The organism is Subtercola boreus (assembly GCF_003399635.1).
GTDB classification, from domain to species: Bacteria; Actinomycetota; Actinomycetes; order Actinomycetales; family Microbacteriaceae; genus Subtercola; species Subtercola boreus_B.
Genome location: NZ_NBXB01000010.1, coordinates 18,597 through 43,620 on the forward strand (window position 1 = coordinate 18,597; position 25,024 = coordinate 43,620).

Consider the following 25,024-nt stretch of genomic DNA (forward strand, 5'->3'; position numbering starts at 1 on the left):
GCCGATGTTGCACGAGCGCCTCGGGCGTCACGCAAGGTCATCCCTGTCAGACGACGAGCAGGATCTTGCCGATGTGGGTGGAGCCCTCCATGAGGCGATGCGCTGCCGCCGCCTCGGAGAGCGGGAACCGCTCGGCCACCACGGGCTTCACCCGGCCGTCGGCGACCAGCGGCCAGACGTTGTCCCGCACGCTGTCGACGATCGCAGCCTTACCGGCGGCCGAGCGACCGCGGAGGCTGGTCGCATGGATGGCGCCCCGCTTCATCATCAGTCGGCCGAAGTCGAGCGATCCGGTCTCCTGGCTGAGGTTGCCGATGTTCACGATGTGGCCGTCCATCGCCAGCACGCTGATGTTCTTCCCGAGGTAGGAACCGCCGATCGAGTCGAGGATCACGTGCGCGGCGATGCCCTCCGCCTTCATCCGCTCGGCGAAGTCCTCCTCCCGGTAGTTGATCAGGATGTCTGCGCCGAGCGCCTCGCAGGCGGCGAGTTTGTCTGCCGAACCTGCCGTCACCACGACGCGGGCACCGCGCGCCTTCGCGATCTGGATGGCCATCGTGCCTATTCCGCTCGAACCGCCGTGCACGAGGAGGGTCTCGCCCGCCCGGAGGTCGCCGAGGAGGAAGACGTTCGACCAGACGGTCGAGGCGACTTCGACGAGGGCCGCGCCGTCGACGAGGTCGATGTTCGGAGGCAGGACCAGAACCTGCCCGACCGGCACGCTCACCCGTTCGGCGTACCCGCCGCCGGAGAGCAGAGCGGCGACGCGATCCCCGACCCGGAGGCCCGTCACTCCCTCTCCGAGCTGCAGAACGAGCCCGGAGACCTCGAGGCCCGGCCACTCGGGTGCGCCAGCGGGAGGAGGGTAGTGGCCCTCGCGCTGGCTCACGTCTGCCCGGTTCACCCCCGCCGCCACGACCCCCACCAGCACCTCCCCGGCCTGCGCGACGGGCTCGTCGACATCGGCGAGCTCCAGTACGGATGCATCTCCCGGCTCACGGATGATCACGGCCTTCATGCGTTCGAACCCATCATGCTCACCAACCTAGACCGCTCTTTGCGGTCCATCTGGATCTGACCTACACTGGGTTGAGGTAGTTGAAATCTGCCATACTTTTTCATGCCCATTTTCGTTGTCTCCACGAGGTGAAGACGGGCGGAGAAGTGCGAGGGTTTCGCTCATAGGGTGGTGGCTCAATTGGTAGAGCAGCGGTCTCCAAAACCGCAGGTTGCAGGTTCGAGTCCTGTCCGCCCTGCAAATCGGAGTCGGCGGTTGCCTGCTCCGATCGCTTGTGAAAGGTACTGACGGTGGCACGAAAGATAGTCGACGAACCCAGCGAGGCAGTCGTCGAGCGCGCCAAGAGCGACAGGGCTGCCAGGCGCAACCCGTTCTCACGAATCGTGCTTTTCATCAGGCAGGTCATCGCAGAACTCAAGAAGGTCGTCACACCGACCCGCAAAGAACTGATCAGCTACACGCTGGTCGTGCTCGTCTTCGTCGTCATCATGATGGCGCTCGTCTCGGGTCTCGACTTCCTGTTCAGCTGGGCTGCTGTCTTTGTGTTCGGCGACGCGGGAACCAGTCCTCTGGGTCTGTAGGTCTCCGCACCTGCGGTTCTTTCTCCCCGACTCGCCTCCGATCACGCTAAAGAAACGGAACGTATTCCAGTGCCAAAGTCACACCGCGACGACCTCGACCTCGGGGCTGCCGAAGAGCAGTCGAGTGAGGTTGAAGAGGCTCAAGAGGGCGACCACATCGAGATCGAGTCGCCCAGCGACCTCGATGCACTGTTGCGCGCCATCGACGGTGGATCGGATGACGAACACGTGATCGACACGAACGGCGACGGCGAGACGGTCGACGTGGATGACGCCGAGGCCGACGCCGAAGTGAACGAGGCGCTCGCCTCCGACGACGCCGACGACACCGAGGCGGCCCTCGAGGCGATCGAAGACGAAGAGGAGATCGACGGCGCCCTCACCGACGCCGAGGACGACGACTTCGTCTCCGATGCCGTGGTCTCTGCCGACAGCGAGGGCGACCTCGAACTCGACGCCGAGCTGGATGCTGACGCAGAGGCTGCTCCGGCGGCCGATGCCGCGGACGCCGACGCTACCGATGCCGACACAGAGGAAGTCGAGCCCGAAGAGGTCGACCCCTACGACGCCTTCCGGGCGGAACTCCGCTTCCTGCCGGGCAAATGGTACGTCATCCACTCCTACGCCGGCTTCGAGAAGCGCGTCAAGCAGAACATCGAGAGCCGCAAGTCGTCGATGGGCATGGAGGACTACGTCTACCAGGTCGAGGTCCCGATGGAAGATGTCGTCGAGATCAAGAACGGCCAGCGCAAGCTGGTCACCCGCGTGCGCATCCCCGGCTACGTGCTGGTGCGCATGGACCTCAACGAGGACAGCTGGTCGGTCGTCCGCCACACCCCCGGTGTCACGGGCTTCGTAGGCAACTCCCACAACCCGACGCCGCTCCGTTTCGAGGAGGCCTTCAACATGCTGAAGAGCCTCGTCGAGATCGTCGAGACCCCCGCGGCCAAGACCGGCGGAGCAAAGGGCGGCAAGGCCGTCTCGCGTTCCATCCCCGCAGAGATCGACTTCGAGATCGGCGAGACCATCACGATCAAGGAGGGCTCGTTCGCGGGCCTGCCCGGTTCGATCAGCGAGATCAAGCCCGAGAGCGGCAAGCTCACGGTGCTCGTCTCCCTCTTCGAGCGCGAGACGCCGGTCGAGCTCAGCTTCGACCAGGTCACCAAGCTCTAGCCACCGGCTGTTTGCGAAAGGGCCCATCGGCTGAACGGTGGGCCCTTTCGTGTTGCTCTGCCAGGAATCCTGAGCAGGATGCTCGGCTGATCCGATCCGCGACCTGTTTCACCTCTTCGACGGGGCCCCGAGCCTCTCGAACTCGACCTCACGCTCGGCGCACGCGTGTGCGTCGTCTGTTGTACGCCCATTAGCAGGCGCCACCGACCGGCAGGTAGCACGAGGGGAACAGGTGTTTCGCCCCGCCGCCGAGTCTGACTGGCCCCAAAGGCACGCTCCGAGACACCTTTGAGGACTTTGCAGGGCCGGTCGTTGACGTGTCCGGCGAAGGTATCGAGGTCCGCCGGTGTGAAGTGTCGGAGGTCTGAGCCTCTGGCGAGGTATCCGCGGAGGAGCCGGCTGGTGTTCTCGTTGGTGCCGCGATGCCAGAGACTGGTGAGCTGTGGACCTGAATGCCCTGGCTGCAGCCTGCGCCGAGATTGGCCCTCACGACGCCCTCGTTTTCGCCGAACCGCTGAACGTCACCGGCGGCGTCGGCAGCCACGCGAATGCGCTCGCGGAATCTGATCGCGCCTCCCGCCTCGACGGTGAGTTCACCGCTGTCGACAAGCGACACCAGCTCGGCCAGGCGCTCGCGGTTCGGCAGCACGAAGACGGTGGCCGCCCGCACGCCACGGCTGTCGTCGCCCGGAGTCGCCATGAACGCGGTGGTGCTGACCACGGCGCCGCCATCGCGAACGAGCGCGACGAACGAGGCGAATTGCTCCGGATCGATCGGGGCGAGGTTGAGCAGAACGTCGACCTGCTCGCCGACGGCACTTCGAAGGTCGGTGGTGGTGTGGTCGATGATCTCATCGGCACCCGCCGCGCGAACCGCGTCGATGCTGCGCGGGCTCGCCGTCGCCACGACGTGCACGCCCGCACGCTTGGCGAGCTGGATCGCGTACTTACCCACCACGCCGCCCGCCCCGACGATGAGCACACGCTGCCCCGCCTCGAGGTGCCCCTCGTCGAAGAGCGCCTGCCAAGCGGTCAACGCCACCGAAGGCAGCGCCGCCGCGTCGGCGAGCGGGATGCTCGTCGGGGCCATCACGACCGAATCCGCCGGGGCGACCACGTACTCTGCCGCTCCGCCGTCGCGCTCCATGGGCAGGAAGCCGATCACGTCGTCGCCCACCGCGACGCCGTCGACTCCCTCGCCGACCGCGTCGATGGTGCCCGAGACGTCGTAGCCGGGCACGTGCGGCAGCACGACCGGGATCGGCAGGAACCCGCCCCGCATACCGTTGTCAGCCGCATTGAATGCCGACGCCGCAACGCGGATCCGCACCTCGCCGGCCGCCGGTGTCGGCTGCTCGATCTCCTCGTACTTCAGCACCTCGGGGCCGCCCACTTCGTGGAAACGTACTGCCTTCATGATCTGTCCCTTCGTCATTTGCTTCGAGTTCGAAGCAGTAATTCGAATGTAGCACTGCTTCGAACTCGAAGCAACAAGGAAGATGGGAGTCATGACCGAGACGCCCACGTCCCTGACGCCCGCACAGCTCGGGGCGTACTTCGCCTTCACCGAGGTGAGCAGCCTGGTGCGCCACTCCGTCGAGAAACAGCTGCGCAGCGCCGGCGATCTCAGCTACGTGCAGTTCCAGCTGCTCGCGCGCCTGGGCGACGCTCCCGACGGCCGACTGCGCATGACCGATCTCGCCGACGGCGTGGTCTACAGCCGCAGCGGCCTGACCTACCAGGCGCAACTCCTCGAGCAACGCGGGCTCGTCACGCGGATGCCCTCGCCCGACGATGAACGCAGCACCGTCGTCGCCCTCTCCGATGCCGGTCGTGCAGTTCTCGCCGCCGTCTTCCCCGGCCACATTGCTACCGTTCACCAGTTGCTCTTCGCCGCACTCTCCGACCACGACGTCGACGAGCTCGCGCGCATCCTGGGTCAGGCGGCCGACCGCCTACGCGCGACTCCGCCGCGCTCGGCGACGCCCCGGCAGCGCAAGAACCCCTGAGTACTGGGGCAACCAGACGCGGGCCAGGCGTGCGCCGAACGCGGGCGCCCTTGGCTCACTGGCGTAGCGCCGCGATACTGGACTCATGGAACCCGAAAAGGAAAAAGAAGCGGTCGGCAAAGTCGCGGAACGCCTCGCGGAGAAGTTCCCCGACGTATCTCCAGAACACATCGACGACGTCGTGCAGAGCGAGTACGAGGCCCTCGCCGAAGCACCCGTGCGCGACTACATCCCCGTTCTCGTCGAGCACTAGGCCCGCGAGGACCTCACCCGGGAGTCGCGCGATACGGGCGACGCCCCCGCCTAGCGTCGCGTGGGGGTGTTGGTCGTCCAACCTGTTCTCCGCCGAAGGCCCTTTGCAACACGATCAAGCCTCTCGTAACCCTAGGATTGCGAGGCGTCTCATCGGCCCGAAAGTTGTACCTCTTATATAGGGACGTTTTTCGCCAAGTTCCGGGACCGCGCTGACACGCCCAGATTCTCGCAGCTATGTGTTTCAACCTCGGTCTAGGATCGGTGAAGCGAAGTACGGTTGCGGGACATGGGGGGAGTGGTCATGGGCAGGCTGATTGGGTATGCGCGGGTGTCGACGAAGAATCAGGACACCGACCGGCAAGAACAAGATCTCCTCGCGTCCGGGGTGCGACGGGATGATCTGTACGTCGATCATGGGGTGAGTGGTGCCAGGGCGAGCCGGCCCCAGTTCGACCGGGCGGTGGACGCTTTGCATGATGGTGACACCCTGGTTGTGACGACGCTTGATCGTTTGGGCCGGTCGACGCAGAACATGCTGGCGTTGCCGGACATGCTTCGGGGGAGAGGCGCGGGCCTTCGGGTGCTGAACCTAGGGGGTGGGAATGTGGACACGGGGACGCCGATGGGGTCAATGGTGTTCACCGTCATGGCAGCCCTGGCTCAGATGGAGCTCGACATCAAACGGGAACGCATCACCGATAGTGTGACCAAACGACGCGCTGCAGGAAAAGATCTCGGCGGCAGGAGGCAGCAGTTCACGGACAGCCAGATCCTGAACGCCCGGCGCCTTATTGATGGTGGGGAGCCGGCGGCGCAGGTGGCCCGGGATATGGGGATGTCCAGGGCGACGTTGTATCGGCGGATCGGGACGTCACCGCAATGAGAGCACCACACTCCGATGAGCAGTTGCCTGCGTATGTCGGCCGAAAGCAGGCCGCGGGAACCCGGCGTGGGGTCTGCCCAGGGTTTGATTGTCACCTTGACGTGCCCATGGTTTGGTTTCTCGGATTGGTATGAGGATCGGGCCAGTGTCACCGTCACGCAGGTACCACAGCGCATCCGTCAGCACTGGCCTCTTCGCGAGAGTACTCGATGCGCGCTCGACAAAGATCTTGCGAACGCCGCTGACGTTATATGGATAGCGAACGTCTACGTTGCAGATAGGGAACGGCTTCGGGCACTTCACCGCGGCGGCCATCCGATTCGCGCGAGCAGCCGGTGTACGCCACCTCATCTACACATCTGTTTTGCAGGCGCCGAGCAGTCGGCTGGAAATCGCCGGCGACCACAAAGCCACGGAAGAAGTCATCTCTCAGTCTGGAATCGCAGCGACCATTCTGCGAAACGGCTGGTACACGGAGAATCAACGGCTGGACTTCGACAGCGCGCGTGAACGTGGCGTCATCGCAAACAGCATCGGCAGGGGCCGGATCGCATCCGCACCACGCCGGGAGTACGGCGAAGCGAGTACTGTCGTGGTCGGCACCCCCGGCCACGAGCGCCAAATGTATGAACTGTCCGGAGATTCTGTCTGGTCCTTTCCGGAGTTCGCCAACACCGCAAGTGAAGTCCTCAAGCGGCCGGTCCGTTACGACGTCTTGACAGGCACCCTGCAAGGCGACCAGTTGACCGCTGCGGGGCTCCCTGAAAAACCGCTGATCTTTTCGTCCGCGAGTACGCAAATATGGCCGAAGGTGCGCTCAACCTGACGACCGGCGATCTTGCCCGCATTATCGGGCATCCAACCGAATCCATCGTCGACACCTTTCGCACCTGGCAGGGATCGTAACGAAAACGTTACAAGCCCACCATTGGCGTTGCGGACCCAATGTGCGGCGATCTCGAACAATCGGGCAACCCTGTCGAGCATATTCGGGCTCACGAGTAACGGGTTGGGTTGGAACAGTGGCCAGAGGCAGTGGATTCTGATGTGATCGGCCCCAAGCCAGCAATAGCCGTCAGGTCGGCCACGATCGCTTCGTCGTTCCAATTAGCCCTCGTGTATCACCAGCCCGTGCCCGGAACGTAGTTGACTCGGAATCGAGGCGTGTGGTGCATGTTTGTCGCCTCACGCGTGTATCGAAGCGACGCCGGACTGTGCGCCATGCAGGATGCGGCTCGCGCGCCGCGCATGCTCGTCGTATGCCGCTTCGAACAGCTCTTTCGAACGCTCGGCTCCGACGACCGCCTCACCTGTCAGCACGGGCGGCAGTTTTCCTTCTGCCCCGAGCAGCGCCGCGGTTTGCACTTTGATCTCGTTGACGATGGCCACGTAGAGCAAAGTCGAGACCGGGCCGACCGGCGACTCAGCGCCCTCGATCGAAACGAGCGCGTCGCCGTTCGGCACGTCGAGATCGATCACCAGATCGGCGTGGCGCGCCATCGAACCACCGGCAGCGACCGACGTGACTGCGATCGTCTTGAGCCCGCGCGTCTTGGCGCCGAGCAGCATCTCGACGGGCATCGCGTTCGAGCCGCTCACGCTGAAACCTAAGTACACGTCGTTCGGGCCGAAGTTGTAGTTCGCGAGCACCGTTTCGGCCATGCCGGAGACGCGTTCGATGAACATCGCCTGGCGTTGACCGTTGCTGCCGACGATCTGGGTGTGGAAGCTCGTCGACAGCTCGACCATCGGGTTGAAGCCGGGGAAGGATGCGTAGCGCGGGAACATCTCTTCAACCGGAATGCGGGAATGCCCCGACCCGAAGAGGTGCACCATTCCGTCAGACCCGATTGCTTCGGCGCTCCACGCAGCCGCCTCTGCAATCGCATCCGCTTGGCTGCTCTGAAGCTTGTGCAGTGCCTCGATGGCACGTTCGAGCCACAGTCCTTGGTAGTTCGTCATGAATCTCCTCTGATACCGCTGGGTCGTCATTTTGTTATACTGGTTGTATAGACAAGAACTTGTATAGTCAACCACCGCTTGCCTGAGCAAAGCAAGCTGGCTTCGAGAGAAAGGCTCTTGCGTGGCCTCTGAGATGCCCCGGTACCAGGCGATCGAAGCGTGGCTGACGGAACAGTGCACGATCTTGCCGCCCGGTTCATTGCTGCCATCAGAGCCTGAACTTGCCGCCCGGTTCAACGTGAGTCGCATGACCGCCCGCCAAGCCGCCCAGAACATGGCGCGACGAGGCCTGGTCGAACGACGACAGGGCACGGGAACCTTCGTCGCCACGCCCGCGCTGCACCGCCGTGACGGGGTCCTTCTTTCGTTCACCGAAGACATGCGGCGGCGTGGAATGACGACGACGTCAAAGGTTCTAAACGGGGAAGTGACGACGTCGCCACAAGACGCTGTGTCGCTCGGGCTCCACTCAACCGATCGGATCGTTCGGCTTGAGCGAGTGCGCTTTGCGAACGGAGTGCCGCTTGCTATTGAACTTGTGAGCCTGCCGGGCAAATTCGCCAAAGTACTCGAATTCGACCTGGAGAACGGTTCGCTGCACGCCGCTCTCAGAGAGCTCGGTCGTGCCATTTCGCACTCCCGCGGGCACGTGACCGCACGACTCGCGAGCGTCGCAGAGTGCCGGACCCTGGAGTTGAGTGCGCCAGCTCCGCTGCTCGTGGAGTCACGCACGGTCTACGACGACCGCGAGCATCCAATCGAGCACACCGAGACGTCGTACGTCGCCGCGCGGTGGGTCATCGACACGGGAATCTATGCGATAGACCCTCCCACGAGCTGAAGCGCGGCGGCCGCGCGTTCGCTTTGCGTTTCACCCAGTACGGGATCACTCAGCAGCGAGCCGAGCCCAACGGCAACGCAGCCGGCGTCGAGCAACTCACCAGCGTCAGTGGCAGACACACCACCGGTGGCCATCAACGCCAGTTCGGGCATCGGTGCAAGCAGGTCGCGGATGAACGCAGCACCGCCGAGCCGGGCAATCGGGAAGACCTTGATGAGGCGAGCCCCAGACGCTCTGGCAGCGAACGCCTCCGACGGAGTCGCGACTCCCGGAACGCACTCGAGTGTCAGCGCTCTGCCGAGCTGAACGAACCAGTCGGGCGCTACCGGCGAAACCAGAAATCCGGCACCGACATCGGCGGCCGCGCGCGCCTGGTCGGGCGACAGAACCGTTCCCGCCCCGACGCAGAGTCGGTCATCCTGGGCCAGCTCAGCGATCAGACCCTCTGCGTCTGGCACCGTCAGGGTGACTTCGAGTACGCGATAGCCAGCCTCGACGAGAAGTTCACACTGCGCCTGAGCCAATGCACGCGTGGGGGTGCGGATGACCGGAACGACCTTCTGCCTGGTGATGAGTTCGATCGCGTTGTGACGTGTCGCTGTCACGGGTACTCCCTGGCGGTTCGGCTTGGTGTGGGGGCGCACTTCCACGTCAAAGCCCGTGCTGCATTACCACCCATGACAGCAGAAATCTGGCTTACATCGAGCCCCAACTCAGTCAGGATGAGCGGCAATTCGGTCGCCAACCATGCAAGACCTGGCTCTCCGCCCAGTGAACGCCAGAGGGACCGACGCGCGCCGTCGGTCCCGACAACAACCTGGGACCCGAACCCCTCTGTTACGAGCGCGCAGATGGCTTGGGCGGTCAAACTCGCGACCCCTTTGTCGGCCTGACGCAAGGATTGATCGCATTCCAGCACAGCTCCGGTCGACGCAATGTCACGCAAGTGCGACAGATCGGCGATCTTGTCTACGTGGCTCAGGATGATCTGCGACCCAGCCACTCCCCATCCATTCAACAGTTCCACCTGAGCAATGGCACCAGTGCCACCCTCGCAGTGCGTGATGATCGGCGCGCCGGTGACGACGCTGGCCTGAGCGGCCGCTTCGAGGTTACGACGGTCCCGGGCATCCGGATGCTCTCCACTCGTGGCGACCTTGATGACGCCCGCCCGGTGATCGGTGCGCTCAATGACGGGCGAGGCGTAGTCGAAGAGATCGATTCCCTCGGTCAGATCCGCCACGAAAAGCTCGGCGAGCGCATCGACGCTCACCCGATTCGACCAGTGCAGGGGCCCGTAGTAGCGATCGTGGTGCAGCCCGGTGGCTGCGACGATCGCTACCCCGGAGCGTGCGGAGATTCGGGCGAGACGGTCGATCACCCGGCCCGACGAGCAAGGCATTGCGTCGAGCATTAAACCAACCCCGCTGTGCCTGCACTCAGACAGTTCGGTGACCGCATCCTCTTCGTCGAAGAGGTGGATGTGCGGGAAGGCGGCAGCGATGAGTGGAGAGTCGATGATTACGTGCTCGTGCGCGTAGACCACGTCGAAATCGTCGGCGCTTGTGTCGCCGAGTACCGTTCGGATGAATCCTGCGGTCACCCGTACACGCTCCAGCCGGCGTCGATGTAGATAACTTGGCCCGTGACTGTTCGAGCGCGCATCAGCCACTCGCAGGCTTCGGCGACATCGTCTGGCTCAATGAAGCCATCGTCTGTGAGCGGCTGGCGGCTGCGCGCATACGCGGCGACAACGGGGTTCTGCTGGGCCCGCTCCGCCATCGGCGTGCGAGTGAGCCCGGGTGCCACCACGTTGACGGTGATTTGTTGACTGGCGTAGTGGGCTGCCGCCGACCGGGCGAGTCCTTCGATACCAGCCTTGATCGCTGCGTAGCCGTGGGTGACAAAGAGAGGGCTCGCCGGGTGGCGCGCTAGTGCACTGCCAATCAGTACGGCCGAGCGAAACTCCTGTTCTTCGGTAGCGGCACCCTGCCTGATGAACTCCCGAAGGGAGTTCATGGTGGTTGCCAGGTTAAGATCGATGTTGCGGTGCAACGAAGGGGTCATCAGCTCATCGATCGGGCCGTCGCCGAGCGACCTGGCACTACCACCGGCCACCGCAACGAGTCCATCGACCTCACCCATCGCCACTCGCGCTTCGTCGAAGGCGCGTTCCGTCTCGCCGTCGTCGCTGAGGTCGGCGATGGAGGCGGTCAGCCCGTCTGGCGGGTTCTGCAGCAGCGCCGTGTGGCCGGCCCGCCTCGAGATGACGTGCACGCGGAAGCCGCGATGCAGCAACAGTCGGGCCGTAGCATCCGAAATTCCGCCGGAGCCCGTCACTACGACTCCACGCACCCGTTCCAATGAGGCGTTCGGACGATCTTCACGAGTCATTTCAGTTGTCTTTCTTGGAAGCGCCGGCAGAGAGTGCATTCCGTTTCGGGGCGCGCAGCGCACGGGCCGAGCTAGTGTGAACAGTCAATTGATATGAACAGTCGGGTGGTGCAAGAGTCACAGAATTACGTCTCTCGACGCAAGAATCTCGCGAAGTGCCGTGCGATCCACTACACGAACACACACTCCCGAGCGACTGGCGAGCGCTGCGGCCGTACCCGCGGCCTGGCCCATGGCCATGCACTGTGCGATCGAGCGCACCGACGCGTGTGCATCGTGCGTGGCCGAGAGGCACCGCCCCGCGACTAGCAGGTTGTTGACGCTCACGGGAAGCAGCGTTCCGAACGGGATTCCATAGGTCGATCCGTCTGGTGCCGGCTGAGCGCCTACGTACTCCCAACGGGTGGTCGCCCCATTGCCGTGATCCTCGATCGGCGCACCGCACCGGCCGATGTCGTCTGAATGAGATCGGGCTTCAGCAAAATCTTCCCGGTCGAGTACGTATTCTCCGACCACGCGGCGGGTCTCGCGCACGCCGATTCGACTTGAGGAACTGATGAGATAACTGTCGGCATAGCCGTCGACCTCACCTTTGAGAAACCGCGCGTATTCCCACACCTGGCGACGACCCTCGGCTTCGGCCTTGCTGAGCTGCCAAGGGTCCGTGAGATCGCGCCCAGAAACCCGCGTCATGTTTGCGTGACGGATGCCGGGAACCGTCGTGATATGAATCGACCCCTCTTGGCGTGGGAGGTCATATGTTCCCTCCGCGACCGCCGTCGACATCAACTGGTGAAGCGCAGCTGTGCTTGCAGCTTCGTGCGCGACTCCCCCGACACGAAATGTCGCAGTCGCCGGTTGCAGGCGTGATGATTCCTCCGTGTTGCTGATCGTTGCTCCGGCGCGCCACGCGACTTCGGCTTCACCCGTTGCGTCAACGAAAACTGATGCGCTCACGAGGCGAGCGCCTGCCTTTGTTTCGACGATCACACCGACGAGATCGTTACCTTCGCAGACGACGGCTGTGACGAGGCCGTAGAGCAGCACGGTCACCCCTGAATCGTCAGTCAGTTCATCCCACACCACTTTCAGTGCCTCTGGTTCATAGGTGACCCCAGTTCCAGCGCCGTAGGTGTTGGGCCTCTCGAATGCGGAGTTGCGAGCGAAAAGCTCTGTGCAGACTTCCCAGCCGATTCCCCCGACCACGCGTTCTCCGTTGCCGCCGGGAGCATAGAAGCCGTAGAAGGTGTCGAGCACTCGCGTTCCGGTTCCGCCCAAGAATCCGCCGGACTCGACGAGCAGTGTGGATGCCCCTTCGCGGGCCGCCGCAATGGCCGCGGTCGTTCCGGCAGAGCCGCCGCCCAGAACGACGACATCGCCAGACCACAGCAGGGGCACGTCGTCGACCTCGTTGGGCGCATATCGTGTTCGTGGCATCATTGCGCTCCTCGCTTTCATTTTCAGTTTTTAGAATATTTATACTTTTGTCAAGCACAAACTCAGATAATTGCTTGAATTAATTGGGTTGACATTATCAGAATTATGAATATAGGATCGCATCGTTCGACGCCATCGGGATAGTCGAAAAGCACCTCATTCAGCAGTCACAGAAGGAGCAGCAGTGATAAGTCAAAGGAGACTTCGCCTCCCCGCGATCGGCGTAGCGGCCGTTGCAGCGGTAGCGATGATGACCGGTTGCAGTTCAGGAGGGAGCAGCTCAGATTCGGGCACGCCCGGTGGTCACTCTGACGCCGACTTGGTGGTCATGAGTGATTTCGCACCGAGTGATGTGCGTGGGCCCGCTTTTGCAACGGCACTCGCCGGGTTCACCGCGAAGACTGGCATCAAAGTCAAAACGGTATTCGCGGGTTCCACAGAGATCTTCCAGGCCTACGAAACAAGTGTTCTCGCCAAACAGGAGCCCGACGTACTGATCGTCAACCTGTACGACAAGGCCCTGACCTGGACCGATTCGGGTGCGACCCTTCCGGTTACCGACTACGTGAAGCAGTGGGGACTCGATAAGTCCATCAACCCGGCTGCACTCGCAGACTGGACAGACTCGCAGGGTCGCGTTCAAGCCCTGCCATACACCGGTTTCACGTGGCCGGTCTGGTACAACACAGCGACCCTTGCCAAGGCTGGCATCACGACCATCCCGAAGACCACCGATGATCTCATCGCGGCGGCAGCGAAACTTCGCGCTGTCGGCATTGCCCCGGTCGCCATCGGTGGCAGCGACTGGTCGGGCGAGAAGTTCCTGGAACAGATCATCCAAACCACGACGAAACCAGACGACACCAAGTCGCTGATGGCAAAGGGCGGCTACTGCGCTGACCCCGACGCGATGAAAGGTATCGACAACTTCGTCAAGATGCGCGACGCGGGTGTTTTCATCGACGACGCCCAAGGCCTGACCGCTGACAACATGTACGCCTCGTTCCTGCAAGGTCAGGCAGCCATCATGCCTGCTGGATCGTGGGCGTTCCCCCAGGCAACGGCCGACCAGATTCCGAACATCACGCTCGGTGGGTTCCCGCTCCCCGCCAACTCCACGTTCGACAAACCGGTCGCCTATCAAGGATTCACGGCCTCCGGGTTCTGGCTCACGGCGAATGGTTCCAAACGACTCGCTGACTGGAAGTCGTTCGTCGACTACATGTACCAGCCAGACGTAGCCGCCACGTTCGTTGCCTCAGCCGGTGACGTTCCAGTAGTGCAGATTCCGAACCTCGACACCACGCTGGCGAGCCAGCCGCTTCTGGCCAGCGCGTTGACGAAGACGCCGGACACGGTCGACTACGGAGTCTTCCCTGACTTCTTCGTTCCGGGAGCCAAGACTGCTGCTCTCACCAACGCGACAGCATCAGCGTTCGCTCCAGAAACCAGCAGCAGCGCGATCTGCGCGGCGCTTGATTCCGTCTACAACTAACACCCATACCAGAAGGGTGGATCACCGTCAGCTGACGGCGCTCCACCCTTCTCGTTCAAGGAGTCGAGAGTGACAACCCTCACTGCCAAACCACCTCTGGGGGCACCCCTTCCCCCAGCCGCAAGACCGAAGCCTCAGAAGACCCGCTCGATCGCATCCTCCCGGCGACTGTCGCTCACCGTCATGACATCGCCGGCGGTGATCTGGTTCCTGGCGTTCATGATCGTTCCGGCCATCAGCATCTTCGTCGTCAGCCTTCTCGACTGGCAGGGCCTGCTCGCGAAATCCCACTTCGCGGGTCTCGAGAACTACCAGAAGATGCTGCGCGACCCTGTCTTCTGGTCGGCTGTTCGCAACACCGCCGTTCACGTCGGCGTTGTGCTGGCGATCATGATTCCGGTGTCATTCATGCTCGGTTACTACCTGAACACCAAGCCCCGTGGTCACCGCGCACTTCGTGTGTTGTTCTTCACCCCCGCGCTCCTGTCCATCTCGGCTCGCGCCATGGTGTTCTTCGGAGTTTTCGCGCCGGGTGGCCTGGTCAATGGAGTGCTGCGAGCAGTGGGACTGGGCGACATTGCCACACCCTGGCTCGCTGACCCCTCGACCTCGCTCGGCGTCGTGATCTTCATCGACCTGTGGGCCGGCATCGGGTTCACCGCAATCCTGTTCGCCGCGCGACTCACATCGGTGCCCACCGAGATCTATGAAGCGGCTGAGCTCGACGGCGCATCCCACTGGCGCAAGATGTGGCAAGTCGCCTTCCCCATCATCAAGGGGTACGTCGGCGTCGTCACCATGCTGCAGTTTCTCTGGACGCTCTTCAACTCGGCTACCACGGTGCTCCTGCTGACTAAGGGTGGACCCGGGTCCAGTTCGACAACCCTCTCGTTCATGGTCTACAACGAAGCGTTCATCCAGTCGGACATCGGCTACAGCCAGGCGATCGGAGTCGTGCTGTTCGTCGTGGGACTTGTTGGAATGCTTATCATCAGCCGGCTCATTCGGCAGAATTACTAGAACAGGCAACGCTCATGGCACACGACAGGCCTCAACACACGTCACCGCTTGGCTACCTCTCCCATGGTCTGGTCTGGTTGTACGGGCTGCTTCTCGCCGTACCGATCTACTATCTGCTGGTCACGGCGTTCAAAGACAACACCGCCATCTTCAGCTCCCCCGCTGCACCGCCGACGACATTCCGATTCGACAACTTCATCAACGCGTTCCAGTTCGTCGACCTGGGCCACGCTCTGATCAACTCAACGGGCATCACCATCGGGGCAGAAATCCTCACTCTGCTGCTCGCAATGCCAGCGGCGTACGCGCTCGCCCGCTCAGAAGGTAAGCTCGGCGAGTTCATCGAGAAACTTTTCGCGGCCGGTTTTCTAATTCCAGCGTTCGCCGCTCTCGTACCGACAGTGCTTCTGGCCATCGCGATGGGTCTGTTCTACAACCCGCTGTTCCTCGTGATCTTCTTTCCCGCGACCCAGTTACCATTGTCGGTGCTGCTGCTGACGCAGTTCATGCGTGCGATCCCGAAAGAACTCGAAGAGAGCGCGATGATGGACGGCGCGAGCAGATGGGCCATCCTCTGGCGGGTCTACACGCCCATGATCATTCCCGGGCTGGTCACCGTAGCGTTGCTGAACTTTCTGACCTTCTGGAACGAATACCTCTTCTCCTTGTCGATCCTGGGCACAGACACGGCGACCCGCACTGTGCAGGTGGCTGTGCCGTCGTTGATCGGGCAGCAGACCACCGACTACGGCCTGTTGGCGGCCGGTTGCCTTATCTCTCTCATTCCCGTATTTCTTGTCTACGTGCTCATGCAGCGTCGGATGGAAAACGCGCTGGTCGCCGGCGCGGTGAAAGGTTAGTACCGTGACATCCTCATCTGTATCCACCCGCATTGCGTTCGTAGGCGCGGGCAATATCGCCACACCGTACGCGGAGAGCGTCGCACGGCACAGCGAGCTGGCGCTCGTCGGCGTTTTCGACATCGATGCTTCGAAGCGCGCCGAGTTTGCACAGGTGCAGTCGATACACGACTACCAGAGCCTCGATGACCTCGTCGCTGACGGGCCCGACATCGTCGTGAACCTGACCAGCGCCCCCTTCCATTACGCGACCACTCGCGATCTCATTGAGCGGGGGGTGACGGTGTTCAGCGAAAAGCCGCTTGCACTTCATTCCGATCAAGCCCAGGAGCTGGTCGAATTCGCGGATGCCCGTGGAGTGCGACTGGCGTGTGCACCGTCGCTCTGGCTCGGCGAGGCAGAATTGCGCGCCGCCGCCGCTGTACGGGCGGGTACGATCGGCACCGTTCGGCTCATCAACGCCGAAGTGAACCAAGGCCGCATCGAGACCTGGCATCCGGTGCCGTTCTCGTTCTACCAGGTGGGGCCAGTGGTCGACGCCGGCGTCTACCCGCTCACCTATCTGACAGCGATCTTCGGACCAATCCGGACCGTGAGCGCGTCGAGCGCACTTGTTCTTGCGCACCGCACCACCCAGGCGGATGAGCCGTTCACGCTGACGACACCCGACGTCTGGCAGTTCGTCGCAGAGTTTGCTTCCGGCCCGATGCTGCGCCTTAGCTGCACCTTCTATGTCGATTCGGCCACACAGCCCCGCACGATCGACTTTCACGGCGATCTCGGCAGCCTCAGGCTCGACGATTGGATTCAGCCTGGTTCGGGCATCCAACACGCCGAATACGGCCAGTCATTCTCGCCATACGCTGAGCCCGATGCCTCGCTGTCAATCGATTGGTCGATCGGGGTGCTCGATCTAGCACGTGCGTTGAAAGAGAATCGGCCCCATCGCACGAGCGCGCAGCATGCGGCCCACGTCGTCGAGGTACTGAACGCGGTCACGCGCTCGGCCGATGAAGGGATTCGCGTCGATGTGCGCTCGACCTTCCCCTCGCTTATAGATGTCGAGCTTCAGCCGGCCGTCGTCTGATTTTCCTTATTGCCTCATAAAAGAAGAAAGAAGAAGCCATGACCACGATTTCCTACATGGGCGCGAACCTCGTCGCTCAGCAGCTCGACTGGAACATGTCCGACGGGTGGATGCAAGGCGACGCCGCCGCCAACATGTATTACGAGCCGATCGACACGTTCGCAGATCGATTCGGCGCATTCGTCGGATTGGTTGTCGATTCGGGATTCTCCTCCCTCGACGTCTGGTCTGGCCAGCTCAATTGGAGGTGGGCCACACCGGCCCACCTCGACGCGGCAAGTGCGGCCCTCCGCGCATCCGGCGTGAGCGTGACGAGCTATGCCGGATTCCTCGGCGAAACCCCGGAGGACTTCGCGGCATCCTGCGCGCTGGCGGCGGCCATCGGCGCACCTCTGATGAGCGGCAGAACCTCGCTGCTGACCGATGACCGACAATCACTCTTTCGTATTCTTCGGTCGACGGGGCGGAAGCTCGCCATCGAGAATCACCCCGAAACCTCGACCCAGCAGATGATCGAGTTGATCGGCTCTGATGGTGACGACCTGCTCGGCACCGCGGTCGACACGGGCTGGTGGGCAACGCACGGTGTCGACGCTGCGGAGGCGGTTCGAGAACTCGCGCCATTCACGTTTCACGTGCATCTCAAAGACATTCGTGCGGTGGGAGCGCATGACAGCTGTGCTTTCGGCGAAGGGATCGTTCCGCTCGAGTCGTGCGCCGAGATTCTGGGTTCGAACGGTTTCGACGGCCCGATCAGCGTCGAACACGAACCAGAACACTCCAACCCGAAAGACGACGTCATCAGAAGCCGGGTTCTGCTCGAACAGTGGCTGAGCGCGTCTCTCGCTTCGAAGTAGGCTCTGGGGCATTACGAACTCGAAAGGGGTGCGAGAGTGGGCAAGACTGCTGACGCGGTTCAGGAACTGGCGCGCGCGACGCTGGGGATCCCGGTCGGTGGCCAAGTTCCCACCACGACAGAACTCGCCCGCAATGCCCGAACAGGCAGCGGGACTATTCAGGCCGCTCTCAAGCAGCTGGAGAGTTCCGGTGCGATGAAGATTTCGTCGCACGGCAGTTTCGGGCGCCGGGTGGAATCTCGCGACTTTGCCGCACTCTGGGCTGCGAGCGGGCGGGGGCCGCTGACCGGTGTCATGCCGTTGCCCGACAATCGGGAGTTCGCCGGACTCGCGACCGCACTCACAGAAGGGGCCGAACGGCGCGGCGTACCGATGCAGTTGCTCTTCCGACAAGGCAGCCGGCTGCGGCTGCAGTTTCTGAACAGTGAACGGGTCGATTTCGTGGTCGCTTCGGCCGCCGTTGCACATTCGGGTGAACTTCCGACAGCGGCCTTAAGTCTCGGCCCCTACACGTATTACGGCAAAGACAGCGTGGTCGTCATCACCCCGTCTGGAGCTGAGCGGGGAAATCCCAAGAGGGTGCCCGTCGATCGCAATTCCGGCGATCACTATCAGCTCACGCAGCGAGAGTTCCCCGACGCAGAGTTGGTCGAAGCCCCGTACCCGTTCATCCCCGAACTCGTCGTGAGCGGAAAATTCGATGCTGCCGTATGGCACCAGACGGCCTCGAGCCCGCTGCTCGTGGCTAACGGAATCTCGATCCATCCGTTGACAGGCCCCCGAGCATCCACCAGCGAAGCCCTCGACCGTGCGGCGCTGATCTGGCGCAGCGCGGATGCGGCCGTCGGCGGCTTCATCTCCGAATATTTCGAACCATCGATGCTGAAACGAATCCAACGAGAGGTCATGGACGGTGTCCGAATTCCCCAGTTCTGAACCACGCTGGCGAGTGGCCGTTGTGGGCTTCGAGCACATGCACGCGGGAGATCAGATCTCAGTCATCAATGCGCTCCCAAATACGGGATTGATCGGTGTTTTCGATGGCGAAAGCCGCCGGATGGACCCTGTGTGCGACGAGCTGGGAATTGCCGGCTCGCTGCGGTTTCACGATCTCGATGAGCTCGTGGCGAAAACGGCACCGCAGATTGCGGTTGTCTGCTCGTCGACCGCTGATCACGTCGGCCACGTGCAGTATTTTGCGGCCAGGGGCATACATGTGCTGCTCGAAAAGCCACTAGCGCCCAGTCTCGAAGACGCCAAAATCATGGTGGCTTCGGCTCAGTCGGGCGGCATCGTTCTTGGCGTGAACTGGCCTCTCGCCTGGTACCCGTCGCACCGCACCGCCAAACGACTGATCAGCGACGGCAGCATCGGCGCCGTCACCGAGATCCACTACTACGACGGCAACCGTGGACCACTTTTTCACACCCACGGCAAACAGCATGTCGATGCTCACACCGCTCGGGTACAGAAAGACGCCACGTGGTGGTACAAGAAAGAGCAAGGCGGAGGCTCCCTGCGCGATTATCTCGGCTACGGTTCGACCTTGGCTACATGGTTTCGTGATGGTGATCTGCCACGAGATGTGACGGCGCGGGTTCATCGCGCACTCGGCGATGAGGTCGACGAGCAGTCCGTCGTCATCGCTTCGTACGATTCGGGGCTCTCGACGTTTCAAACACGGTGGGGAACCTTCACCGACCCGTGGACGGAGCAACCACAACCTAGGTGTGGCTTCGTCATCGTGGGAACGAAAGGCACGATCGCAAGCTGGGACTACGCCGATGCAGTGCACGTGCAGAACGACGAGCATCCTTCTGTATTCGATGTGCCGGTCGATGTTCAGGCGCCAGAAAATGCGGGCGGAATTGCGAACCTTACATACGCGCTCGAATCGGGTTCCGATGTGACCGGGCCGACGTCGTGGCAGATTTCTTTTGCCGGCCAACGAATCGTAGAGGCGGCCGCACGAAGCGCCGACGATAACGGCTCAATCGTTCGATTGAGCGACGTCGCATGATCGAGGCTCTGACGGAACCGGACTACCTGCCACTCGAGGTTGACGTTTCTCGGCACCGGATCGCGTTGATCGGATGCGGAGGAATCAGCGCGAAACACCTTGCTGCGTATCGCGCTGCCGGCTTCATTGTTTCTGTGTTGGCCGATCGAACCCTCGCCAAGGCTGAGGCACGACGCGACGAGTTCTTTCCTGACGCTGATGTCACGGATGTGATCGAGGAAATCTTCGCGAATCCGTCGATCTCCATCGTCGATATCGCCACCCACGTGGATGGCCGTCCTGATCTTGTTCGTCGAGCGTTGTTGTCGGGGAAAGACGTTCTGAGCCAGAAGCCCTTTGTACGAGACCTTGTCGAGGGTGCCGAATTGATCGCGCTGGCAGACAAACACTCACGCACGCTCGCAGTCAATCACAACGCCCGGTGGGCGCCGCAGTTTTCCGTCGCTCGAGCGGCGGTAGAGCGAGGTGACATCGGCGAGGTGACGTCAGCAGATTTTCAGGTGTACTGGCCGCATGACCGAATCGTCGAACAGGATGCCCACTTCTCGACCATGCACGACCTCATATTGTTCGACTTCGGCATCCACTGGTTCGACCTCATTGCCCAACTGATGGCCGGCGCCGGCGAGGCACAGCGTGTGTTCGCTTCGACAGGCAACTGTTCGGGGCAGTTGATACCCGCGCCGACTCAGGCTGACGTGATAATTGAGTTCGAGCGCGCACGTGCGACGATCGTCTTTCGGGCTTCTTCGTCGCGAGCGGAGGCTGGTTCGTATCGCATCGAAGGAACCGACGGGGTCATCACGCACTATGGCCTGTCGCTCGGTGGCGAAACCGTTGAACTTGAGACGTTGTCTGGTCGACAGTCGGTGCGGTTGCAGGGCGACTGGTGGTCGAACGGAATGCGCGGAACGATGGCCGAACTGATCGGTGCGATTGATGACTCGCGAACCCCGCGCAACTCCGCACTGAGCTCGTTGGAAGGTCTTGCGTTGTGTTTCGCCGCACAGCAGTCGGCCGCCACCGGGCTTGCGGTCGACCCTCGAACAGTGAACCGAGCGCCGAGTGACGATGAGTGAACCGTTCACTCTCGGAGTGGATGTCGGAGGCACCAACATCAAGTGGGTGCACCTCCTGGACGACGGCACGATCGTCGATCAGGGCACCGTGCCGACCCCTGAAGGTGGTCCTCTGAGTGTCGTCGACGCGATCGTCGGATGCGCGGTCAGCGCTGGTGCGGGCAGGCCAGCACGAATAGGGGTGGCAATTCCTGGCCATGTCAATACGAAGACCGGTCACACCGCGCTGGTGCCCAATGTCGCCGGCGACTGGACCGGGTTCGCCTTCGGCCCCGAGTTGGGGCGAGCGTTTGGGGTGACCACGGCCGTGATCAACGATGCCCGGGCCTTTGGAACGGCCGAGCTCACTCTCGGTGCGGCGGCGGGCGAAAAACGTGCGGTTTTCGCGACAATCGGTACGGGGATCGGCGGCGCTATCGCTCTCGACGGCAGAATCCTGCGCAACGAATCAGATGGCATCGGCGAGCTCGGCCATAGCACGGTCGTTCGAAACGGTGACCTCTGCGGTTGTGGAAATCGCGGCTGCGCTGAGGCATACGCCGGAGCCCGTGCCATGGTCAGGCGTTACCGGGAGATATCAGAACACGCCGGTCGAACCGAAGGCGACACGCACCGTCAGATTGACCTACTGCGACAGAGATTCGACGACGGAGAGCAGCAGGCACGCAGCGTGGTTGATACGGCTACCTGGGCGGTCGGCTCAGCTATAACCACAGCCTGTGTGACACTCGGAATCCAGACCGCCGTCATTGGCGGCGGTCTGGCCGGCAGATGGCCCGAATTCCAATCAGAGATCTCGCTTCAGTTGTCAACGCGCGAGAATCTTATCGGTCGCTCGAATGTGCTGCTCGCTCAGCTGGGAGACAACGCAGGGGCGATCGGGGCGGCAGTCTCGGCGTCAAGACACTGAAAGCCCACAAATCAGGTGACAACCGAACCCTGGGTAGACCCAACTTCTGCGGCCTGTGGGGATGAAAGGGAGCGCGGTTTAGTCGGGGGTTGGAGGGTATCCACCGTCGGGGTGGGGGAGTGTGTGCATCCAGAGCTATCTCGATCGCGAACCGTGAGTCGTTCCAGTCGGTGTTGCAGCTGTCTTCGGCCATCACGATCCGGCCTTCGTCGCCGAGCCGGCGGAGCCTTCGCAGCGACGTACGGATCTCCTCGCGAATCTCGTCTGCACTCACCGGCTCCGTCATGCGGTCACACTCGATGCGGCCGACTGGACAGCTGTGATATCAGTCGCGGCTTGTTCGTGCCTATATAAGGTAGCCCGCGACCAGCCAACGAGCCGGGCAGCGTCCGCGGCCGTCTTCCCAGCCTTTCGGGCACCGCGCATGATCTCGAGTTTCTCTGCGATCACTTTCGAGTCGCTGACGGGCCGACCGAAGCGAATGCCGGCTGCCTGGGCTACGGCGATGCCGGCGGTGACGCGTTCGACTATGAGCTCACGCTCGTACTCCGCCAACGTGGCGAGCATCCCGAGCATCATTCGGCCTGTCTTGGTTGAAGGGTCAATCCCGTCGGATACTGATCGTACGTTGATGCCGGCTTGCTGCAGCGACTTCACGGTGTTGAGCACGTCGATCAGTGACCGGCCGAGCCGGTCGATCCTCCAGACGACGACGGTGTCACCCTCGACCGCGTGCTTGAGTAGCCGGCTCATCGCTGGTCTACTCGCCGCGACCTTTGTTCCGGAGGTGACGTCGGAGAAGACGTTCCGCTTGGCGAGTAGCCCTTGTGGGTAGCGCGGGTCTGGTCAGGTGGTGTGTTATCTCGCGACATCGTGGACACTGGATCTCGTCACTTCGTGGACGGTGAGTCTCATGGCTTCGTGCACAGCTACTGTGCTTGGTCTCCGAGCAGGGCGGGGAGGTCGACACGGCGCTGTTTGAACTGTTTCTGGTACTCCGCGGTCTTTCGTTGCCAGTGTTTCGTCGTGTAGGCCACGTTGACGCCTTGGATGGAGTACGACGCGACGTATCGGTCTCTGACGTTCAACGCGACCATCGGTAGTGGGAACGAGAACACGATTGGGTCTGCTGCACGGTTAGGTGACACTTTCTAGTCACGCTGCGATTGCGGCTGACGTGTTCATGATGGTCTCGTATTCGACAGGCGTCAAACGGCCCAGCGCGGCCTGGCGTCGGCGGCGATGGTAAGTGCGTTCGATCCAGGTCACGATCGCGATGCGCAGCTGCTCACGGGTGGTCCACGAGTGCCGGTCGAGGACGTTCTTCTGCAGGAGGCTGAAGAAGCTCTCCATCGCAGCGTTGTCGCCGCAGGACGCTACCCGGCCCATGGATCCGACCATCCGATGAGAGGCCAAAGCCCGGAGGAACTTCCGGCTCCGAAATTGCGAGCCTCGGTCGCTGTGGACCACGCAGCCGGCAACGTCTCCGCGCATCGCGACGGCGTTGTTCAGTGCGTTCACGGCCAGCGCCGACTTCATTCGCGAATCGATCGAGTACCCGACGATCTTGTTCCCGAACACGTCCTTGACCGCGCAGAGATACAGTTTCCCCTCACTGGTTTTGTGCTCAGTTATATCGGTCAACCACAGCTGGTTCGGGCGGTCGGCAGTGAATTCGTGTCGGGTGCGCCCGTCCTCGTCCGTGACGGTGCAGAGGTCGTCGTGAACGGCCGGGCCGGGCTTCTTGCCGTTCTTGCCGCGTTTCTTCCCGAACGCGCTCCACCAGCCGTTCTCTGAAGTGATCCGCCACGCGGTCCGGTCAGCCATCGATTCACCAGCGTCACGGGCCTCGTCAGCGAGCAACCGGTACCCGAACTCGAGATCATCCTTGTGTGCATCGAACAACGCGTTTGCGCGATACGCCACGACCACCTCCACTGGTGTGACCGGGCCACGAAGCCACCGGTAGTAGGGCTGGCGAGAGAGCTTGAGTACCCGACACGCCACCGCCACAGGAATACCCGAGACGGCGAGCTCTGTCACGAGCGGGTAGAACCTTTTCCCGGCAGGTTCGCCTGCGACAGATACGCCGCGGCCCGGCGGAGCACCTCGTTCTCCTGCTCCAGCAGCCGGATTCGTTTCCGCGCTTCGCGCAGCTCGCCCGCCTCGGTTCTGGTCACGCCGGGCTTCGCGCCGTCGTCGACCGCAGCACGCTGCAACCATTTCTGCAACGTCATCGTGTGGACCCCGAAGTCCTTCGCGATCCGCTCGATCGTGACACCAGGCTCACGGTTTCGCGCCACGCGCACAACATCGTCTCGGAACTCTCTCGGATAAGGCTTAGGCATAACAACATCCTTCCAGCCCGCCCCTTCGGGCAAGCCAACTCAGATGTCACCTATCCGTGCAGCAGACCCGTTAGCCCAGGTCGCCATCTCCTCGGACACCTTGTCCGTGATCCTCGAGATCGTTTCCTTGGACACCTGCGCACCATAGATCTGAGCGAAATGCGAACTGATCTCCCCGGTCGTCAAACCGTGGGCATACAGCGACAGGACCATCTCATCGACTCCGGTGAGGCGGCGTTGATGCTTCTTCACGATCACCGGCTCGAATGTCCCGTCCCGGTCCCGGGGCACCTCGATCCCCACGTGCCCCGTCGCCTCCGTCAGAACCGTCTTCGACCGTGACCCGTTCCGCACGTTCGAAGAACCACGGTCACGTTCGGCCTGGTTCTTCGCATGCCCGAGGTGTTCGGTCATTTCCTCGTTCAGCGCGGTCTCGAGGACCGTTTTGGTGAACTGCTTCAGCAGCCCATCAGGCCCCGTCAAAGACAGGCCCTGCTCAGCCGCCATCCGGACCAATTCCTTGGCCGCCAGCTCCTCCGCAGAGGGTTCCGGCTTATTTCTCTTCACAACATCCAGTGTCGTCATCACGGCACCTTCCCCGCCAGGCTCACGCCTGGCGTGTCAGGCCAGAAACACCGAAATCGAGACAGTCCCTCGGTGGGTTCGAATGTTGACGCCGACCGAATGTGATGCCGTTTCTGCCGATTGAAAACAGGGCCACCTAGCCACTATGGAAGGTGATCAATTTGGATGACTGGGCAAAGATTCGGCATTTGCATTCGATGGGTTTGCACT

At 62.3% G+C, this 25,024-nt stretch carries 25 protein-coding genes, 1 tRNA gene and 2 pseudogenes; 17 read left to right on the forward strand and 11 right to left on the reverse strand.

All coding sequences use genetic code 11. The features are described from left to right. Positions 1-46 precede the first annotated feature (46 nt). On the reverse strand, positions 47-1,018 hold the full coding sequence (locus B7R22_RS02385; RefSeq protein WP_116410223.1) for an NAD(P)H-quinone oxidoreductase: 972 nt from the start codon (positions 1,016-1,018) through the stop codon (positions 47-49). Positions 1,019-1,183: 165 nt separating this feature from the next. Between B7R22_RS02385 and B7R22_RS02390 the strand changes: the two genes are divergently transcribed. The 3 genes from B7R22_RS02390 to nusG all read left to right on the forward strand — a co-directional run bounded on the left by B7R22_RS02390 (position 1,184) and on the right by nusG (position 2,772). Continuing rightward, a tRNA-Trp gene (locus B7R22_RS02390) sits at positions 1,184-1,256 on the forward strand. 52 nt (positions 1,257-1,308) lie between these two features. Beyond that, on the forward strand, positions 1,309-1,599 hold the full coding sequence (gene secE / locus B7R22_RS02395) for a preprotein translocase subunit SecE (protein ID WP_116410224.1): 291 nt from the start codon (positions 1,309-1,311) through the stop codon (positions 1,597-1,599). Between the two features lie 69 nt (positions 1,600-1,668). Then, positions 1,669-2,772, forward strand: coding sequence for a transcription termination/antitermination protein NusG (nusG, locus tag B7R22_RS02400; RefSeq protein ID WP_172582161.1), 1,104 nt, complete (start codon positions 1,669-1,671; stop codon positions 2,770-2,772). 190 nt (positions 2,773-2,962) lie between these two features. Here the strand turns inward: nusG and B7R22_RS02405 are convergent, their stop codons facing one another. After that, on the reverse strand, positions 2,963-4,189 hold the full coding sequence (locus B7R22_RS02405) for an NADP-dependent oxidoreductase (RefSeq protein ID WP_301182586.1): 1,227 nt from the start codon (positions 4,187-4,189) through the stop codon (positions 2,963-2,965). Between the two features lie 91 nt (positions 4,190-4,280). On the opposite strand from B7R22_RS02405, the gene B7R22_RS02410 reads away from it, so the two are divergent. The 4 genes from B7R22_RS02410 to B7R22_RS02420 all read left to right on the forward strand — a co-directional run bounded on the left by B7R22_RS02410 (position 4,281) and on the right by B7R22_RS02420 (position 6,745). Next, the gene (locus B7R22_RS02410; RefSeq protein ID WP_116410225.1) at positions 4,281-4,781 is read left to right on the forward strand and encodes a MarR family winged helix-turn-helix transcriptional regulator; all 501 of its coding nucleotides are present in this window, start codon (positions 4,281-4,283) and stop codon (positions 4,779-4,781) included. An 85-nt stretch (positions 4,782-4,866) separates the two neighbouring features. After that, complete coding sequence (locus B7R22_RS19035) at positions 4,867-5,034, forward strand: three-helix bundle dimerization domain-containing protein (protein WP_172582162.1); 168 nt, start codon at positions 4,867-4,869, stop codon at positions 5,032-5,034. Between the two features lie 303 nt (positions 5,035-5,337). Next, the gene (locus B7R22_RS02415; protein WP_116410247.1) at positions 5,338-5,919 is read left to right on the forward strand and encodes a recombinase family protein; all 582 of its coding nucleotides are present in this window, start codon (positions 5,338-5,340) and stop codon (positions 5,917-5,919) included. A gap of 271 nt (positions 5,920-6,190) precedes the next feature. Continuing rightward, a complete protein-coding gene (locus tag B7R22_RS02420) occupies positions 6,191-6,745 on the forward strand; it encodes a hypothetical protein (RefSeq protein ID WP_116410226.1) in 555 nt (184 codons plus the stop codon). A gap of 359 nt (positions 6,746-7,104) precedes the next feature. Here the strand turns inward: B7R22_RS02420 and B7R22_RS02425 are convergent, their stop codons facing one another. Then, complete coding sequence (locus B7R22_RS02425) at positions 7,105-8,130, reverse strand: sugar isomerase domain-containing protein (protein ID WP_253258839.1); 1,026 nt, start codon at positions 8,128-8,130, stop codon at positions 7,105-7,107. Here B7R22_RS02425 and B7R22_RS02430 point away from each other — a divergent pair. Then, on the forward strand, positions 8,015-8,722 hold the full coding sequence (locus B7R22_RS02430) for a GntR family transcriptional regulator (protein WP_116410228.1): 708 nt from the start codon (positions 8,015-8,017) through the stop codon (positions 8,720-8,722). The two genes, B7R22_RS02425 and B7R22_RS02430, sit on opposite strands and share 116 nt — an antisense overlap. Here the strand turns inward: B7R22_RS02430 and B7R22_RS02435 are convergent. The 4 genes from B7R22_RS02435 to B7R22_RS02450 all read right to left on the reverse strand — a co-directional run bounded on the left by B7R22_RS02435 (position 8,695) and on the right by B7R22_RS02450 (position 12,574). Beyond that, positions 8,695-9,327 (reverse strand): bifunctional 4-hydroxy-2-oxoglutarate aldolase/2-dehydro-3-deoxy-phosphogluconate aldolase, encoded by a 633-nt coding sequence (locus B7R22_RS02435; RefSeq protein ID WP_172582163.1) that lies wholly within the window; start codon positions 9,325-9,327, stop codon positions 8,695-8,697. The two genes, B7R22_RS02430 and B7R22_RS02435, sit on opposite strands and share 28 nt — an antisense overlap. Next, positions 9,324-10,325: a phosphotriesterase family protein gene (locus B7R22_RS02440; RefSeq protein ID WP_172582164.1), complete on the reverse strand. Its 1,002-nt coding sequence runs from the start codon at positions 10,323-10,325 to the stop codon at positions 9,324-9,326. The genes B7R22_RS02435 and B7R22_RS02440 overlap by 4 nt, the downstream gene beginning before the upstream one ends. Next, positions 10,322-11,116 (reverse strand): SDR family NAD(P)-dependent oxidoreductase, encoded by a 795-nt coding sequence (locus tag B7R22_RS02445; RefSeq protein ID WP_172582165.1) that lies wholly within the window; start codon positions 11,114-11,116, stop codon positions 10,322-10,324. Before B7R22_RS02445 ends, B7R22_RS02440 begins: the two co-directional genes overlap by 4 nt. A 117-nt stretch (positions 11,117-11,233) precedes the next feature. Continuing rightward, the gene (locus B7R22_RS02450) at positions 11,234-12,574 is read right to left on the reverse strand and encodes an FAD-dependent oxidoreductase (RefSeq protein ID WP_116410232.1); all 1,341 of its coding nucleotides are present in this window, start codon (positions 12,572-12,574) and stop codon (positions 11,234-11,236) included. 307 nt (positions 12,575-12,881) lie between these two features. Between B7R22_RS02450 and B7R22_RS02455 the strand changes: the two genes are divergently transcribed. From B7R22_RS02455 to B7R22_RS02495, 9 genes are all read left to right on the forward strand, one after another. Continuing rightward, complete coding sequence (locus tag B7R22_RS02455; RefSeq protein WP_172582167.1) at positions 12,882-14,048, forward strand: ABC transporter substrate-binding protein; 1,167 nt, start codon at positions 12,882-12,884, stop codon at positions 14,046-14,048. Positions 14,049-14,117: 69 nt separating this feature from the next. Beyond that, entirely contained in the window at positions 14,118-15,068 is a 951-nt protein-coding gene (locus tag B7R22_RS02460) for a carbohydrate ABC transporter permease (protein WP_216363370.1), read from the forward strand. 14 nt (positions 15,069-15,082) lie between these two features. Next, the gene (locus B7R22_RS02465) at positions 15,083-15,928 is read left to right on the forward strand and encodes a carbohydrate ABC transporter permease (protein WP_116410235.1); all 846 of its coding nucleotides are present in this window, start codon (positions 15,083-15,085) and stop codon (positions 15,926-15,928) included. A 4-nt stretch (positions 15,929-15,932) separates the two neighbouring features. Next, complete coding sequence (locus tag B7R22_RS02470) at positions 15,933-17,015, forward strand: Gfo/Idh/MocA family protein (RefSeq protein WP_116410236.1); 1,083 nt, start codon at positions 15,933-15,935, stop codon at positions 17,013-17,015. 38 nt (positions 17,016-17,053) lie between these two features. Next, positions 17,054-17,872 (forward strand): sugar phosphate isomerase/epimerase family protein, encoded by an 819-nt coding sequence (locus B7R22_RS02475; RefSeq protein WP_116410237.1) that lies wholly within the window; start codon positions 17,054-17,056, stop codon positions 17,870-17,872. A gap of 36 nt (positions 17,873-17,908) precedes the next feature. Continuing rightward, entirely contained in the window at positions 17,909-18,808 is a 900-nt protein-coding gene (locus B7R22_RS02480; RefSeq protein ID WP_116410238.1) for a YhfZ family protein, read from the forward strand. Next, positions 18,786-19,892, forward strand: a complete 1,107-nt coding sequence (locus tag B7R22_RS02485) for a Gfo/Idh/MocA family protein (RefSeq protein ID WP_147305276.1) — start codon at positions 18,786-18,788, stop codon at positions 19,890-19,892. The genes B7R22_RS02480 and B7R22_RS02485 overlap by 23 nt, the downstream gene beginning before the upstream one ends. Then, entirely contained in the window at positions 19,889-20,971 is a 1,083-nt protein-coding gene (locus tag B7R22_RS02490) for a Gfo/Idh/MocA family protein (RefSeq protein WP_116410240.1), read from the forward strand. The genes B7R22_RS02485 and B7R22_RS02490 overlap by 4 nt, the downstream gene beginning before the upstream one ends. A 16-nt stretch (positions 20,972-20,987) precedes the next feature. After that, positions 20,988-21,881, forward strand: a complete 894-nt coding sequence (locus B7R22_RS02495; protein WP_172582168.1) for an ROK family protein — start codon at positions 20,988-20,990, stop codon at positions 21,879-21,881. A 282-nt stretch (positions 21,882-22,163) separates the two neighbouring features. Here B7R22_RS02495 and B7R22_RS02500 read toward each other — a convergent pair. From B7R22_RS02500 to B7R22_RS02515, 4 genes and pseudogenes are all read right to left on the reverse strand, one after another. Continuing rightward, positions 22,164-22,694: pseudogene (locus B7R22_RS02500) on the reverse strand (recombinase family protein); the annotation flags it as partial. Positions 22,695-22,810: 116 nt separating this feature from the next. Then, positions 22,811-22,978 (reverse strand): hypothetical protein, encoded by a 168-nt coding sequence (locus B7R22_RS19040; protein WP_172582169.1) that lies wholly within the window; start codon positions 22,976-22,978, stop codon positions 22,811-22,813. A gap of 58 nt (positions 22,979-23,036) precedes the next feature. After that, positions 23,037-24,229, reverse strand: a protein-coding gene (locus B7R22_RS02510) for an IS3 family transposase (RefSeq protein WP_116410243.1) whose coding sequence is annotated in 2 segments (ribosomal slippage) — positions 23,037-23,942 and positions 23,945-24,229 — 1,191 coding nt in all. Because the reading frame shifts where the segments join, the coding sequence is not laid out codon by codon here. A 69-nt stretch (positions 24,230-24,298) separates the two neighbouring features. Beyond that, a pseudogene (locus tag B7R22_RS02515) lies at positions 24,299-24,814 on the reverse strand (transposase); the annotation flags it as partial. Between the last annotated feature and the right edge of the window lie 210 nt (positions 24,815-25,024).

Coding starts and splice junctions, on each gene's coding strand:
- B7R22_RS02385 (WP_116410223.1), bottom strand. CDS start 1,018: ATGAAGGCCGTGATCATCCGTGAGCCGGGAGATGCATCCGTACTGGAG.
- B7R22_RS02405 (WP_301182586.1), bottom strand. CDS start 4,189: ATGAAGGCAGTACGTTTCCACGAAGTGGGCGGCCCCGAGGTGCTGAAG.
- B7R22_RS02410 (WP_116410225.1), top strand. CDS start 4,281: ATGACCGAGACGCCCACGTCCCTGACGCCCGCACAGCTCGGGGCGTAC.
- B7R22_RS19035 (WP_172582162.1), top strand. CDS start 4,867: ATGGAACCCGAAAAGGAAAAAGAAGCGGTCGGCAAAGTCGCGGAACGC.
- B7R22_RS02415 (WP_116410247.1), top strand. CDS start 5,338: ATGGGCAGGCTGATTGGGTATGCGCGGGTGTCGACGAAGAATCAGGAC.
- B7R22_RS02430 (WP_116410228.1), top strand. CDS start 8,015: ATGCCCCGGTACCAGGCGATCGAAGCGTGGCTGACGGAACAGTGCACG.
- B7R22_RS02425 (WP_253258839.1), bottom strand. CDS start 8,130: ATGCGACTCACGTTGAACCGGGCGGCAAGTTCAGGCTCTGATGGCAGC.
- B7R22_RS02445 (WP_172582165.1), bottom strand. CDS start 11,116: ATGACTCGTGAAGATCGTCCGAACGCCTCATTGGAACGGGTGCGTGGA.
- B7R22_RS02450 (WP_116410232.1), bottom strand. CDS start 12,574: ATGAAAGCGAGGAGCGCAATGATGCCACGAACACGATATGCGCCCAAC.
- B7R22_RS02455 (WP_172582167.1), top strand. CDS start 12,882: ATGAGTGATTTCGCACCGAGTGATGTGCGTGGGCCCGCTTTTGCAACG.
- B7R22_RS02465 (WP_116410235.1), top strand. CDS start 15,083: ATGGCACACGACAGGCCTCAACACACGTCACCGCTTGGCTACCTCTCC.
- B7R22_RS02475 (WP_116410237.1), top strand. CDS start 17,054: ATGACCACGATTTCCTACATGGGCGCGAACCTCGTCGCTCAGCAGCTC.
- B7R22_RS02490 (WP_116410240.1), top strand. CDS start 19,889: ATGATCGAGGCTCTGACGGAACCGGACTACCTGCCACTCGAGGTTGAC.
- B7R22_RS19040 (WP_172582169.1), bottom strand. CDS start 22,978: ATGGTCGCGTTGAACGTCAGAGACCGATACGTCGCGTCGTACTCCATC.